Source organism: Cupriavidus sp. H18C1, assembly GCF_049311595.1.
Taxonomy (GTDB): domain Bacteria; phylum Pseudomonadota; class Gammaproteobacteria; order Burkholderiales; family Burkholderiaceae; genus Cupriavidus; species Cupriavidus cauae.
On record NZ_CP186008.1, the window covers coordinates 2,305,999 to 2,319,028 of the forward strand.

Here is a 13,030-nt window from a genome sequence, read left to right on the forward strand (position 1 = left end):
GAACAAGACGATGAGCCCTTCTCCGAACCAGCTGACCCTGGCCCTATCCAAGGGCCGGATCTTTACCGAAACCATGCCGCTGCTGGCGGCCGCGGGCATCGAGGTCACCGAAGACCCGGAAACCTCCCGCAAGCTGATCCTGCCGACCACCGACCCGGACGTGCGTGTCATCATCGTGCGCGCCTCGGACGTGCCGACCTACGTGCAGTACGGCGCCGCGGACTTTGGCGTGGCGGGCAAGGACGTGCTGATGGAGCACGGCATGGCCGGCCTGTATGCGCCGATCGACCTGAATATCGCCCGCTGCCGCATGTCGGTGGCGGTGCCGGCGGGCTTCGACTATGTCCGCGCGGTGCGGCAGGGAGCGCGGCTGGCGGTGGCGACCAAGTATGTGCAGACCGCGCGCGAGCATTTCGCCAAGAAGGGCGTCCACGTCGATCTGATCAAGCTGTACGGCTCGATGGAGCTCGGTCCGCTGGTCGGGCTGGCCGATGCGATCGTCGACCTGGTCAGCACCGGCGGCACGCTGCGCGCCAACAATCTGGTGGAAGTCGAGGAGATCGTGCAGATCTCGTCGCGCCTGGTGATCAACCAGGCCGCGCTCAAGCTCAAGCGCGAGCGGCTGGCGCCGATCCTCGAAGCGTTTGAACGGGCCTCGGCGGCCGTGGCGTGATGCCATGGCCGACGGCCCGGGGAATGGAGTCATGAACGAACAAAGCCTGAACATCCGCCGACTGGACTCGGCCAGCACGGACTTCCCCGTGCGGCTGCGCCAGCTGCTGGCCTTCGAGGCCGGCGAGGACGAGGCCATCGAGCGCGCCGTTGCGCAGATCCTGGCCGACGTCAAGGTGCGCGGCGATGCCGCGGTACTCGAATACACGATGCGCTTCGACCGTGTCGAAGCCGAATCGCTGGCCGCGCTGGAACTGTCGCCGGCCGAGATGGACGCCGCGCTCGAGGAGCTCGAGCCCAAACGCCGTGCCGCGCTCGAGGCGGCCGCGGCGCGCGTGCGCGGCTACCACGAGAAGCAGAAGATCGAATGCGGCAGCCATAGCTGGGAATACGCGGAGGCCGACGGCACCGTGCTGGGCCAGAAGGTGACGCCGCTCGATCGCGTCGGCCTCTATGTGCCGGGCGGCAAGGCGGCCTATCCGTCGTCGGTGCTGATGAACGCGATTCCGGCCCGCGTCGCGGGCGTCAAGGAAGTGATCATGGTGGTGCCGACCCCGGGCGGCGTGCGCAACCCGCTGGTGCTCGCGGCCGCGGCCATCGCCGGCGTCGACCGCGTGTTCACCATCGGCGGCGCCCAGGCGGTCGGCGCGCTGGCCTACGGCACCGAGACGCTGCCGCAGGTCGACAAGATCGTCGGGCCGGGCAACGCCTATGTCGCCGCCGCCAAGCGCCGCGTGTTCGGCACGGTGGGGATCGACATGATCGCCGGCCCGTCCGAGATCCTGGTGATCTGCGACGGCAGCACCGATCCCGATTGGGTCGCGATGGACCTGTTCTCGCAGGCCGAGCACGACGAGATGGCGCAGTCGATCCTGCTGTGCCCGGATTCCGGCTATCTGCTCAAGGTCGAGGACAGCATCCGCCGTCTGCTCGACGACATGCCGCGCCGCGACGTGATCGCGGCCTCGATCGGCGGCCGCGGCGCGCTGATCAAGGTACGCGACATGGACGAGGCCTGCGACATCGCCAACGCGATCGCGCCCGAGCACCTGGAGATCTCCGCGCTCAATCCGCGCCAGTGGGCCGAGAAGATCCGCCACGCCGGCGCGATCTTCCTGGGGCAGTTCACCAGCGAATCGCTGGGGGACTACTGCGCGGGCCCGAACCACGTGTTGCCGACCTCGCGCACCGCGCGCTTCTCGTCGCCGCTGGGCGTCTATGACTTCCAGAAGCGCTCGAGCCTGATCGAGGTCAGCGAGGCGGGCGCGCAGATGCTGGGCCAGATCGCCGCCGAACTTGCCTATGGCGAAGGGCTGCAGGCGCATGCCCGGAGCGCCGAATACCGCCTCAAGCGCAGTTGATTTGCCGGGCGGCCTGCGTGCCGTCCCTTTACTCCCAACCGAAGAGGAATCCATGTCAGCAGTCGAGCCTTCCCTGATCGAGCGAATCATCCGTGACGACGTCCGCGCCATGGGCGCCTATCACGTGGCCGATTCGCACGGTCTGATCAAGCTCGACGCGATGGAGAACCCGTACCAGCTGCCCGCGCCGCTGCGCGAGCAGCTCGGCAAGCGGCTCGCCGAGGTCGCGCTGAACCGCTATCCGGTGCCGACCAGCGAGGCGCTGCGCGCGCGGCTGAAGAGCGTGATGGATGTGCCCGCCGGCATGGAGATCCTGCTCGGCAACGGCTCGGACGAGATCATCAGCATGCTGGCGCTGGCGGTCGCACGGCCCGGCGCCAAGGTGATGGCGCCCGTGCCCGGCTTCGTGATGTACGCGATGTCGGCGCAGTTCACCGGCCTCGAATTCGTCGGCGTGCCGCTGCGCGCGGACTTCACGCTGGACCGCGCCGCGATGCTGGCCGCGATGGCCGAGCACAAGCCGGCGGTGATCTACCTCGCCTATCCGAACAATCCGACCGGCACGCTGTTCGACGAGCAGGACATGGAGGCGATCGTGCGCGCGGCGCAGGGGGAGGTCTGCCACAGCCTGGTGGTGGTCGACGAGGCCTACCAGCCGTTCGCGCAGCACAGCTGGATGCCGCGGCTGCCCGAGTTCGGCAACCTGCTGGTGATGCGCACCGTGTCGAAGCTGGGCCTTGCCGGGATCCGGCTCGGCTACCTGGCGGGCGATCCGGCCTGGCTCGCGCAGATCGACAAGGTGCGCCCGCCGTACAACGTCAACGTGCTGACCGAGGCCACCGCGCTGTTCGTGCTCGAGCATGTCGACGTGCTCGACGAACAGGCCGCGCAATTGCGTGCCGAACGCGCCAGCGTGGCCGCCGCGATGGCCGCGCACCCGGGCGTTACCGTGTTCCCGAGCGCCGGCAATTTCCTGCTGGTGCGCGTGCCCGATGCCGCGCGAATCTTCGATCGGCTGCTCGCGCGCAAGGTGCTGATCAAGAACGTGAGTAAAATGCACCCATTGCTGGCCAACTGTCTGCGCGTGACGGTCAGCACCCCCGAAGAAAATGCGCAGTTTCTCGAGGCGTTTGCCGCCTCGCTGCAGGATTAGCACCATGCGTGTTGCCGAGGTCACCCGCAATACCTCCGAGACCCAGATCCGCGTCGCGCTGAATCTGGACGGCACCGGGCGCCAGCTGCTGGCTTCCGGCGTTCCCTTCCTGGACCACATGCTGGACCAGATCGCCCGCCATGGCATGTTCGACCTCGAGGTCGAGGCCAAGGGCGACACCCATATCGACGACCACCATACGGTCGAGGATGTCGGCATCACGCTCGGACAGGCGGTGGCCAAGGCCATCGGCGACAAGAAGGGCATCACCCGCTATGGGCACAGCTACGTGCCGCTGGATGAATGCCTGTCGCGCGTGGTGATTGATTTCTCGGGCCGCCCGGGGCTGGAGTTCCACGTGCCGTTCACCCGGGCGCGCGTCGGCAGCTTCGATGTCGACCTGACCATCGAGTTCTTCCGCGGCTTCGTCAATCATGCCGGCGTCACGCTGCATATCGACAATCTGCGCGGCATCAATGCCCACCATCAATGCGAAACGGTATTCAAGGCCTTCGGCCGGGCGCTGCGCATGGCGGTGGAACTGGATCCGCGCGCGGCCAACACGATTCCGTCGACCAAGGGCACGCTCTGATTTCGATAACGGTCCGATGAAGGGCGGCGGGGGTTTTCCTGCTGCCGCCCACGCCGACCGGTTTCTACCGATCTCTACCGGACTCCACCACCCTCCACCGTTTCCGAGGGGACGGCCGCGCGATGCCACGGCCGTTTCCAACATCATGACTACGATTGCAATTGTGGATTACGGCATGGGCAACCTGCGCTCGGTGGCGCAGGCGCTGCGCCGTGCGGCGCCCGACGCCGATGTGCGTGTCGTCGATGCGCCCGAGGGCATCCGCGCCGCCGAGCGCGTGGTGCTGCCCGGCCAGGGCGCGATGCCGGACTGCATGGCGGCGCTCAATGCCTCGGGGCTGCGCGAGGCCGTGCTCGAGGCCGCGGCCAGCAAGCCGCTGCTGGGCGTGTGCGTTGGCGAACAGATGCTGTTCGAAGCGAGCAGGGAAAGTAGGGCCGGTGCGGACAGCACGCCATGCCTGGGCCTGATGCCCGGCGAGGTGGTCCGCTTCGAGCTCGACGGCATGACGCAGCCGGACGGCTCGCGTTACAAGGTGCCGCAGATGGGCTGGAACCGCGTTCGCCAGACCCGGCCGCATCCGCTGTGGCAGGGTATTCCCGATCAGAGCTGGTTCTATTTCGTCCACAGCTACTATGTGCAGCCGCGCGATTCCGCCCATACTGCCGGGGAAACCGAATATGGCGTCGTGTTTACCAGCGCGGTGGCCCGAGATAATATTTTTGCCACGCAGTTCCACCCGGAGAAGAGCGCCGCGCTCGGCTTGCAGCTCTACCGGAACTTCGTGGACTGGAAGCCCTGATTCACCAAGCCGTTCGACGCAGGCAAGGCCGGGCCGGCAGCGCCGGTCCCGCCAGGACAACCTTTTACTTCAACACGCTCGTCACGCTTATGTTGCTCATTCCGGCCATCGACCTGAAGGACGGTCAATGTGTACGCCTCAAACAAGGCGATATGGACCAGGCCACCGTCTTCTCCGAAGAGCCCGCCGCCATGGCACGACATTGGGTGGAACAGGGCGCGCGCCGTCTGCACCTGGTCGACCTGAACGGCGCCTTCGTCGGCAAGCCCCGCAATGAGGCCGCGATCAAGGCCATCATCGCGGAGGTCGGCGAAGAGATCCCGGTCCAGCTCGGCGGAGGCATCCGCGACCTGAATACGATCGAGCGGTGGCTGGACGACGGCCTGTCGTACATCATCATCGGCACCGCCGCGGTCAAGAACCCGGGCTTCCTGAAGGACGCGTGCTCGGCGTTCGGCGGCCACATCATCGTCGGCCTCGATGCCCGCGACGGCAAGGTCGCCACCGACGGCTGGAGCAAGCTGACCGGCCACGAGGTGATCGACCTGGCGCGCAAGTACGAGGACTACGGCGTCGAGGCGATCATCTATACCGACATCGGCCGCGACGGCATGCTGCAGGGCATCAACATCGATGCGACCGTCAAGCTGGCGCAGTCGGTGTCGATCCCGGTGATCGCCAGCGGCGGCCTGTCGAACATGAGCGATATCGACCGGCTGTGCGGGGTCGAGAGCGAGGGCGTCGAAGGGGTGATCTGCGGCCGCGCGATCTACTCCGGCGACCTGAATTTCGCGGACGCGCAGGCGCTCGCGGACAAACTCGGCGCCGGCCAGTAAGCCGTCGCCATTGCGCCCCCGGGGGGCGCTGCTGCCCGCGTCGCGCCGCGCCTGCGCGCGCCGCGTGGCAAGGATTCCGATGCTAGCCAAACGTATTATCCCCTGCCTGGACGTGACCAATGGGCGGGTGGTCAAGGGGTCAACTTCGTCGAATTGCGCGACGCGGGCGACCCGGTCGAGATCGCGCGCCGCTATGACGAGCAGGGCGCGGACGAAATCACATTCCTCGACATCACCGCGACCAGCGACGGCCGCGACCTGATGCTGAACATCATCGAGGCGGTCGCCTCGCAGGTGTTCATTCCGCTGACGGTCGGCGGCGGCGTGCGCACCGTCGAGGACGTGCGCCGCCTGCTCAATGCCGGCGCGGACAAGATCAGCGTCAACTCGTCGGCGATCAGCAATCCGCAACTGGTGTCGGATGCCACCGCGCGCTACGGCTCGCAATGCATCGTGGTCGCGATCGACGCCAAGCGCAGCTCGGCACCGGGCGAGCCGTCGCGCTGGGAGGTATTCACCCACGGCGGGCGCAAGGCGACCGGGCTCGACGCGGTCGAGTGGGCGCGCGAGATGGCGCGCCGCGGCGCGGGCGAACTGCTGCTGACCAGCATGGATCGCGACGGCACCAGGAGCGGCTTCGATCTCGAACTGACCCGCGCGGTCAGCGACGCGGTCGGCGTGCCGGTGATCGCCTCCGGCGGCGTCGGCGGGCTGCAGGATCTGGCCGACGGCATCCGCATCGGCCACGCCGACGCGGTGCTGGCGGCGAGCATCTTCCACTACGGCCAGCACACGGTGGCCGAGGCGAAGGCATTCATGGCCCGCGAGGGCATTCCGATGCGGGTTTGACGATGCAAAAGAAGTGGCTCAACAAGGTCAAATGGGACGATCACGGCCTGGTGCCGGTGATCGTGCAGGAAGTCGGCTCCAACGACGTGCTGATGTTCGCCTTCATGAATCGCGAGGCGCTGCAGCGCACCGTCGAGCTCGGCGAGGCGGTGTTCTGGTCGCGCTCGCGCAAGCGGCTGTGGCACAAGGGCGAGGAGTCGGGCCACGTGCAGAAGGTGCATGAGATCCGGCTCGATTGCGACGAGGACGTGGTGCTGCTGAAGGTCACGCAGGCCGGCGACATCGCCTGCCACACCGGCCGCCATTCCTGCTTCTTCCAGAAATTCGAGGGCGACGTCGAGGACGGCGACTGGCAGACCGTCGAACCGGTGCTGAAGGACCCTCGTCCATCTACGGCAGCAATCACTGATGAGCGACTCTTCTTCGAACCAGGCCGGCGCGCTGGCCGACGTGCTCGCGCGCGTGGCCGCGGTGCTCGAATCGCGCAAGCCCGAACACGGCGGCGATCCCGACCAATCCTATGTGGCGCGGCTGTTCCAAAGGGCGACGACGCGATCCTGAAGAAGATCGGCGAGGAAGCCACCGAAACGGTGATGGCGGCCAAGGACGCGCGCGCCGCCGGTTTGGCCCGGCCCGCGCTCGACAAGGTCGTCTACGAGGTCGCCGACCTGTGGTTCCACAGCATGGTGCTGCTGGCCCACGTCGGCCTGAGTCCGGCCGACGTGGTGGCCGAACTGGCGCGCCGCGAAGGGCTGTCGGGACTGGCCGAAAAGGCGGCGCGCACGCCCGAGTCGAAGTGAGCGCCGGCGCCCCGGCGCGGGCGGCGGTGTATCGTGTGGCACAGTATCGTCTGGACCGAACCGTGCGCACACGCAAGGAGGTGCAATGAGCAACGACTATCCCGGCCAGGATTATCCCGGCCAGGTGGTGCCCAGCAGCGGCGGCGCGCAGCTCGACAGCCTGCGCAAGCTGACCCATATCCTGTACGGGCTGTATGCGATTTTCTGGCTGACCGGCGGCATCACCGCGCTGATCGCGATCATCATCAACTACGTCAAGCGCGACGATGCGCGCGGCACGCTCTATGCATCGCACTTTGCGTGGCAGATCCGCTCGTTCTGGTGGTCGGTCGCGTGGACCGTGCTCGGCGGCGTGCTGTTTGCCACCGTGGTCGGGATTGCGCTGGCCTTCATCGTCTGGGGCCTGTTGTCGCTGTGGATTCTTTACCGTATTGTCAAAGGCTGGTTGTATTTGAACGACAGCAAGCCGATGTACCCGGAGCAGCGTTTCTAGACGGCGCGAACCGGGCGAGGCTGAATTCCGGCTTGCCGGTGTCCTTCACTTCGCAATGAAACTTTCATGAACGCACACGAGAATTGCATCTTCTGCAAGATCGTCGCCGGCCAGATACCGTCGCGCAAGGTGTACGAGGACGCCGACATGCTGGCGTTCCACGATATCCATCCGAAGGCGCCGGTGCACTTCCTGATCATTCCGAAGGTGCATGTGGACTCGCTCGCCGACTGTGGCCCGGGCGAAGGTGACGTGCTTGCTAAAATGCTGCTCAAGGCGCCGCAGCTGGCCCGTGAAGCGGGCTGCGGCAATGGCTTCCGCACCGTGATCAACACCGGTTCGGACGGCGGCCAGGAGGTCTATCACCTGCATCTGCACGTGATGGGCGGGCCGCGGACCGAATGGAAGGTCGCGCTGCCGTAGGGCGCCGCGGCAAGCCTGCAGCACAGAATGACGTCCCGCCGTTCGCGGCGGACGGAACAGCGCCGGCTACCGTCGCCCGGCGTGCGAGCTCGGACGGAACAACGGGTCCGCGTGGCAAGGTGCCGCGCGGGGCTTCATCAGGAGCAGGAAAATGGGTTCGTTTAGCATTTGGCATTGGCTGATCGTGCTGGTGATCGTCATGCTGGTCTTCGGTACAAAGAAGCTGCGCAACATCGGCCAGGATCTGGGCGGCGCGGTCAAGGGCTTCAAGGACGGCATGAAGGATCCCAACGCCCCCGCGGGCGAGGACACCGCCGCCGGCACGCCCAAGGAACTGCGCGACTCGACCACGATCGACGTGGACGCCAAGGAAAAGTCGCGCCAGCAGCAGTAATCCGGATCATGCAGTCAGTCGGCGTCCGGCCGGCGCGGCCCCGCATCGGCCGGGCCGTCCCCCGGTACACTGATTCCCTCCTTCCTCCGGGCGGCGGCGCGGGGCATTGCGCCCGGCCGCACCCGGCACTGGCATTGAATCCCGCATGATCGATCTGGGCATTTCCAAGCTGGCGCTGATCGGCGCGGTCGCGCTGATCGTGATCGGTCCCGAGCGGCTGCCCAAGGTCGCCCGCACCGTCGGCGCGCTGGTCGGGCGCGCGCAACGCTATATCAGCGATGTGAAGGCGGAGGTCAGCCGCGAGGTCGAGCTGGACGAACTGCGCCGCATGCGCACAGAATTCGAGGAAGCCGCGCGCGATGTCGAGCGGACCATCCACAAAGAGGTCAACGAGCAGGCGCAGTCGCTGAACGAGGCCTTGTCCGGCGACACGAGCGAGTTCGGCACCGCCACCGGGGCCGATGCACCCGCCTCATACGTGCCAAGCTGGGACAGCGCGCACAAGATGCACAACGGCCGCAAGAGCTGGCGCGTCAAGCAGGCCGCGGTGCCGAAGTGGTACAAGCGCCAGAACAACGTCCGCGGCTGGGCGCAATCCGGCGCTGCCCGCGTCAAGCGGCACCGTCCGACGACGCGTCCCGCCCGTTCCTTCTTCGAGTGACCATGCGGCAGTCCGCCCCGATGCCGGCGGCCGACCGGTCCGCACGTTCGTCGCGCGCCTTGCCGCGCGCGATGTCGCTTTTCTCTTCCCTGTTGTCCGCCCACCGCTGCTGAGCGGCTGCCGCCATGAGCGAATCGCGTTCCCCCGATCCCCAAGACGAATCCCCGCAGGAAACCTTTATCTCGCACCTGGTGGAGCTGCGCGAGCGCATCGTCAAGGCCGTCGCCGGCGTGCTGGTGGTATTCGTCAGCCTGGTGTACTGGGCGCCGGATATCTTCAACCTGTTTGCGCGGCCGCTGATGGAGTCGCTGCCCAAGGGCGGCAAGATGATCGTCACCGACGTGACCGGCTCGTTCTTCGTGCCGATGAAGGTCACGTTGCTGGTCGCTTTCCTGATCGCGTTGCCATGGGTGCTGTACCAGGTCTGGCAATTCGTCGCGCCCGGGCTCTATCAGCACGAGAAGCGGCTGATCATGCCGCTGGTCACGAGCAGCTATCTGCTGTTCCTGTTCGGCGTGGCGTTCGCCTACTTCCTGGTGTTTCCGACGGTTTTCCATTTCATGGCGCACTACAACGCGCCGCTGGGCGCCGAGATGTCGACCGACATCGACAAGTATCTCGGCTTCGCGATGACGACGTTCCTGGCCTTCGGCATCACCTTCGAGGTGCCGGTGGTCGTCATCGTACTGGTGCGCTTCGGCGTGGTGGAACTGGAGAAGCTCAAGCAGATCCGCCCGTATGTGATCGTTGGCGCCTTCATCATCGCGGCGATCGTCACGCCGCCCGATGTGCTGTCGCAGCTGTTGCTGGCGATCCCGCTGATCCTGCTCTACGAGCTTGGCCTGCTGATGGCCAAGGTCATCGGCCATCCGCTGCCCAATGACGGCGCCGCAAAAGAGTCGCAAGCCGACTGATGAGTGCAAGAGAGCGCAAACCTTGCGTCCTTTTTTGCACCAAAATGGGGAAAATCACCGTTTCTCCTGTTGCTGTTCAGCAACAAAAGCCGCCCTCAGGAACGGTTTACGACGAAAAAGCCTTCTGAGCGCGCGGGAGCCTGACACATAATACGCAGCAGACGTGATGGTGAATGCGTCGCCCATGCACTTGGGCAACCCAAGATTTCCCAATCAGTTGACAAGGAAAGTGTCGATATGAAGATGAAACTGTTTGCAGCTGCAGTCGCCGCCCTGGCCGCTGGTGGTGCCTACGCCCAGTCGAGCGTGACCCTGTACGGCGTGGTCGACGCTGGTATCGAGTACAACAACAACTCCGGCGCAACGGGCGAAAACCTGTTCAAGATGACGTCCGGCGGCCAGTCGGGCTCGCGTTGGGGCCTGCGTGGCGTGGAAGACCTGGGCGGTGGCCTGAAGGGTCTGTTCGTGCTGGAAAGCGGTTTCGATCTCGACACCGGCCGTTCGGGCCAAGGTGGCCGTCTGTTCGGTCGTGCCGCCTACGTCGGTCTGCAGAACCAGTTCGGCACCCTGACCCTGGGTCGTCAACAGACCCCGTTCTACGACTTCGGTCTGCAGTTCGACCCGATGGCGATCGCTCCGCGTTACTCGATCACCTCGCAAGCTGTCGAGTTCCAATCGCGTGCTGACAACGCCGTCAAGTACGTCGGCAAGTTCGGCGGCCTGACCGCGTCGGCTTTGTACTCGTTCCGCGCTGACGGCCAAGAAGTTGCTGGCCGCAACGTGTTCGGCCGCGAAATGGGCGCCATGCTGTCGTACGCAGCTGGCCCGTTCGCGATCGGTGCTGCTTACGACGACCTGCACGTCGGTACCGAAGCTAACCAAGCTCCGGTGATCCGCCGCGCTACCGTTGCTGGTACCTACGCTTTCGGTCCGGCCAAGGCCTTCGTGGGCTACCGTTGGGCGAAGGCTTCGGACGGCGCTGTTCTGCCGGGCGCTGTTGGTGCTGACACCACGACGTCGAACCTGTACTGGGCTGGCCTGGCGTACCAAATGACCCCGGCCTTCTCGGTCACGGGTGCTGCGTACTACCAGGACTTCCGCCGCAGCGGTGCTGATCCGTGGCAATTCGTCCTGACCGGCGACTACGCGCTGTCGAAGCGTACCGACATCTACACCTCGCTGTCGTACACCCTGAACAAGGATGGTTCGGCTCTGGGCGTGTCGGGCTTCAACACCGCCGCTACCGCCACCGCACCGGCCACGTTCAACGTGGAGCCGGGCAAGGACCAGTTCGGCGCCATCATCGGCGTGCGTCACAAGTTCTAATTTGACGCGGGCAACCGCATCAAGTTAGCTTGATCGAAACGCCGGCATCCTTCGGGATGCCGGCGTTTTGTTTTGTGGTGTCTCGATCGATATCTTGCGCGGCGCTCGGTGGGCTTCGGCGAAGAGAGGCCCCGCAAAGAGGGCCCCGGCAAAGAACGCGCCGGTAAAGAGTCGCGCTCAGCCCGGGCAGCGCACGGAAAGCCAACAGGCAATAGCGATAGGCAACAGACCGCGCGGAGGCATACCCAGTCCTCGCCCATGAATAGGCATGTTCGCCGTGACGCATTGGCGATGTTTACCCGCCAACCGGATACTCTCAATCACCGTCGAAGCGCGGCATGGCCGTGTCGGGCTGTGAACGCAAAAGAGAGGGGCCCGGAGCCAGGGCGTACCTCGAAATGCCGTGCCGAACCTTGGTATCGGCAGTCGCCATCGCAGCCCCAGCGCCAGTCGGGAGCGGCACCCATACTGCCCCGCATCCCTACGTCGCCAGCAGGCGCCAACAAAAAAAGCCCCTTGGCATCACCAAGGGGCTTTTCAGTTCATCGCACGTTCAGAACGTCCTCAATCTTCCTCGTCGTAAGGCAATACGCGCCGCGGCGGAGGCGGGCGCTTGCCGATCATCACGGTCACCTCGGTCGGCTTGCCGCGACGTACCACCTTCATTTTCACTTCCGTACCCGGCTTGAGTTGCGCGATCGCATTGAGCAGTGCTGTGGTATCCGTGATCGGTTGATCCTGCACGGCAACCAGTACATCGCCCGGCCGCACCCCGGCCTTGTCGGCGGGGCCGCCCTGGACGATGGCGGCGATCAGGGCGCCTTCCTTGGCTTCGAGCCCAAACGATTCGGCGATCTCCGGCGTCATGTCCTGCGGCTCGACGCCGATCCAGCCGCGCGTCACTGAGCCGGTCGAGATGATCGATTCCATCACCTGCTTCGCCGTCGACACCGGAATCGCGAAGCCGATGCCGAGCGAGCCGCCCGAACGCGAGTAGATCGCCGTGTTGATCCCCAGCAGATTGCCCTGCGCGTCGACCAGCGCGCCGCCCGAGTTGCCCGGGTTGATCGCGGCGTCGGTCTGGATGAAGTTCTCGAAGGTATTGATGCCCAGATGGCTGCGGCCCAGCGCGGACACGATACCCATCGTCACGGTCTGGCCGACGCCGAACGGGTTGCCGATCGCCAACACCACATCGCCGACCTTGACGTTCTCGAGGCGTCCCAGCGTGATCGCCGGCAGATCCTTCAGCGTGATCTTGAGCACCGCCAGGTCGGTTTCCGGATCGGAGCCCACGACCTTGGCGTTGGCCTTGCGGCCATCGGTCAGCGCGACCTCGATCTCGTCGGCGCCGTCCACCACATGATGGTTGGTTAGAATGTAGCCCTCGGCGCTGACGATCACGCCCGAACCCAGGCTCGACACCGGCTCCTGCCGCTCCGGCAGCCGGTCACCGAAGAAGAAGCGGAACCAGGGATCGTCGGCCTGCGGATTGCCTCGGCGCGCGCCGTTCTTGCTGGTGAAGATATTGACCACCGCCGGCATCGCCAGCTGCGCCGCCTCGCTATAGGAGCGTTCCGCGGATGGGCCTGTGACGTTCGGCACCACTTCCTTGAGCGCGACGATCGGCGAGCCGGATTGGACCGCGACGCGCCCGCGTTGCAGCCAATCCGGTTTCAATGTCGCCACGACAAACCAGATGGCCAGCACGACTGTGACGGCCTGGGCAAAGAACAGCCAGAAGCGGCGCAACATAT

13 protein-coding genes and 3 pseudogenes are annotated in these 13,030 nt (G+C 65.6%); 15 read left to right on the forward strand and 1 reads right to left on the reverse strand.

The window, feature by feature from the left end; translation table 11 throughout:
* Positions 1-10 precede the first annotated feature (10 nt).
* From hisG to OJJOAM_RS10785, 15 genes and pseudogenes are all read left to right on the forward strand, one after another.
* Entirely contained in the window at positions 11-673 is a 663-nt protein-coding gene (hisG, locus tag OJJOAM_RS10715) for an ATP phosphoribosyltransferase (protein WP_149319713.1), read from the forward strand.
* A gap of 31 nt (positions 674-704) precedes the next feature.
* Positions 705-2,033, forward strand: a complete 1,329-nt coding sequence (gene hisD, locus OJJOAM_RS10720) for a histidinol dehydrogenase (RefSeq protein ID WP_422647929.1) — start codon at positions 705-707, stop codon at positions 2,031-2,033.
* 52 nt (positions 2,034-2,085) lie between these two features.
* Complete coding sequence (gene hisC, locus OJJOAM_RS10725) at positions 2,086-3,186, forward strand: histidinol-phosphate transaminase (RefSeq protein WP_422647930.1); 1,101 nt, start codon at positions 2,086-2,088, stop codon at positions 3,184-3,186.
* A 4-nt stretch (positions 3,187-3,190) separates the two neighbouring features.
* Entirely contained in the window at positions 3,191-3,778 is a 588-nt protein-coding gene (gene hisB, locus OJJOAM_RS10730) for an imidazoleglycerol-phosphate dehydratase HisB (protein ID WP_006575772.1), read from the forward strand.
* Between the two features lie 145 nt (positions 3,779-3,923).
* Entirely contained in the window at positions 3,924-4,577 is a 654-nt protein-coding gene (hisH, locus tag OJJOAM_RS10735; RefSeq protein ID WP_149319710.1) for an imidazole glycerol phosphate synthase subunit HisH, read from the forward strand.
* Between the two features lie 89 nt (positions 4,578-4,666).
* Complete coding sequence (hisA, locus tag OJJOAM_RS10740; protein ID WP_422647931.1) at positions 4,667-5,413, forward strand: 1-(5-phosphoribosyl)-5-[(5-phosphoribosylamino)methylideneamino]imidazole-4-carboxamide isomerase; 747 nt, start codon at positions 4,667-4,669, stop codon at positions 5,411-5,413.
* 79 nt (positions 5,414-5,492) lie between these two features.
* A pseudogene (gene hisF / locus OJJOAM_RS10745) lies at positions 5,493-6,262 on the forward strand (imidazole glycerol phosphate synthase subunit HisF).
* A 2-nt stretch (positions 6,263-6,264) separates the two neighbouring features.
* Positions 6,265-6,645, forward strand: a pseudogene (gene hisI / locus OJJOAM_RS10750) (phosphoribosyl-AMP cyclohydrolase); the annotation flags it as partial.
* A 25-nt stretch (positions 6,646-6,670) separates the two neighbouring features.
* A pseudogene (locus OJJOAM_RS10755) lies at positions 6,671-7,062 on the forward strand (phosphoribosyl-ATP diphosphatase).
* An 85-nt stretch (positions 7,063-7,147) separates the two neighbouring features.
* On the forward strand, positions 7,148-7,555 hold the full coding sequence (locus OJJOAM_RS10760; protein WP_223819515.1) for a DUF4870 family protein: 408 nt from the start codon (positions 7,148-7,150) through the stop codon (positions 7,553-7,555).
* Between the two features lie 66 nt (positions 7,556-7,621).
* Entirely contained in the window at positions 7,622-7,978 is a 357-nt protein-coding gene (locus OJJOAM_RS10765) for a histidine triad nucleotide-binding protein (protein WP_149319705.1), read from the forward strand.
* Between the two features lie 151 nt (positions 7,979-8,129).
* Entirely contained in the window at positions 8,130-8,372 is a 243-nt protein-coding gene (gene tatA / locus OJJOAM_RS10770) for a Sec-independent protein translocase subunit TatA (RefSeq protein WP_149319704.1), read from the forward strand.
* A gap of 145 nt (positions 8,373-8,517) precedes the next feature.
* Positions 8,518-9,033 (forward strand): Sec-independent protein translocase protein TatB, encoded by a 516-nt coding sequence (gene tatB / locus OJJOAM_RS10775; protein WP_422647932.1) that lies wholly within the window; start codon positions 8,518-8,520, stop codon positions 9,031-9,033.
* Between the two features lie 125 nt (positions 9,034-9,158).
* Positions 9,159-9,947: a twin-arginine translocase subunit TatC gene (tatC, locus tag OJJOAM_RS10780; protein WP_422647933.1), complete on the forward strand. Its 789-nt coding sequence runs from the start codon at positions 9,159-9,161 to the stop codon at positions 9,945-9,947.
* Positions 9,948-10,184: 237 nt separating this feature from the next.
* On the forward strand, positions 10,185-11,273 hold the full coding sequence (locus tag OJJOAM_RS10785; protein ID WP_422647934.1) for a porin: 1,089 nt from the start codon (positions 10,185-10,187) through the stop codon (positions 11,271-11,273).
* 564 nt (positions 11,274-11,837) lie between these two features.
* On the opposite strand, the gene OJJOAM_RS10790 is transcribed toward OJJOAM_RS10785, so the two are convergent.
* A complete protein-coding gene (locus tag OJJOAM_RS10790) occupies positions 11,838-13,028 on the reverse strand; it encodes a Do family serine endopeptidase (protein ID WP_422647935.1) in 1,191 nt (396 codons plus the stop codon).
* Between the last annotated feature and the right edge of the window lie 2 nt (positions 13,029-13,030).

What these genes read in the sequence shown, in the direction of transcription:
- OJJOAM_RS10765 (WP_149319705.1), top strand. Translation starts at nt 7,622, where the DNA reads ATGAACGCACACGAGAATTGCATCTTCTGCAAGATCGTCGCCGGCCAG.
- hisA (WP_422647931.1), top strand. Translation starts at nt 4,667, where the DNA reads ATGTTGCTCATTCCGGCCATCGACCTGAAGGACGGTCAATGTGTACGC.
- hisG (WP_149319713.1), top strand. Translation starts at nt 11, where the DNA reads ATGAGCCCTTCTCCGAACCAGCTGACCCTGGCCCTATCCAAGGGCCGG.
- OJJOAM_RS10790 (WP_422647935.1), bottom strand. Translation starts at nt 13,028, where the DNA reads ATGTTGCGCCGCTTCTGGCTGTTCTTTGCCCAGGCCGTCACAGTCGTG.
- hisH (WP_149319710.1), top strand. Translation starts at nt 3,924, where the DNA reads ATGACTACGATTGCAATTGTGGATTACGGCATGGGCAACCTGCGCTCG.
- OJJOAM_RS10760 (WP_223819515.1), top strand. Translation starts at nt 7,148, where the DNA reads ATGAGCAACGACTATCCCGGCCAGGATTATCCCGGCCAGGTGGTGCCC.
- OJJOAM_RS10785 (WP_422647934.1), top strand. Translation starts at nt 10,185, where the DNA reads ATGAAGATGAAACTGTTTGCAGCTGCAGTCGCCGCCCTGGCCGCTGGT.
- hisC (WP_422647930.1), top strand. Translation starts at nt 2,086, where the DNA reads ATGTCAGCAGTCGAGCCTTCCCTGATCGAGCGAATCATCCGTGACGAC.
- tatB (WP_422647932.1), top strand. Translation starts at nt 8,518, where the DNA reads ATGATCGATCTGGGCATTTCCAAGCTGGCGCTGATCGGCGCGGTCGCG.
- hisD (WP_422647929.1), top strand. Translation starts at nt 705, where the DNA reads ATGAACGAACAAAGCCTGAACATCCGCCGACTGGACTCGGCCAGCACG.
- tatA (WP_149319704.1), top strand. Translation starts at nt 8,130, where the DNA reads ATGGGTTCGTTTAGCATTTGGCATTGGCTGATCGTGCTGGTGATCGTC.
- tatC (WP_422647933.1), top strand. Translation starts at nt 9,159, where the DNA reads ATGAGCGAATCGCGTTCCCCCGATCCCCAAGACGAATCCCCGCAGGAA.
- hisB (WP_006575772.1), top strand. Translation starts at nt 3,191, where the DNA reads ATGCGTGTTGCCGAGGTCACCCGCAATACCTCCGAGACCCAGATCCGC.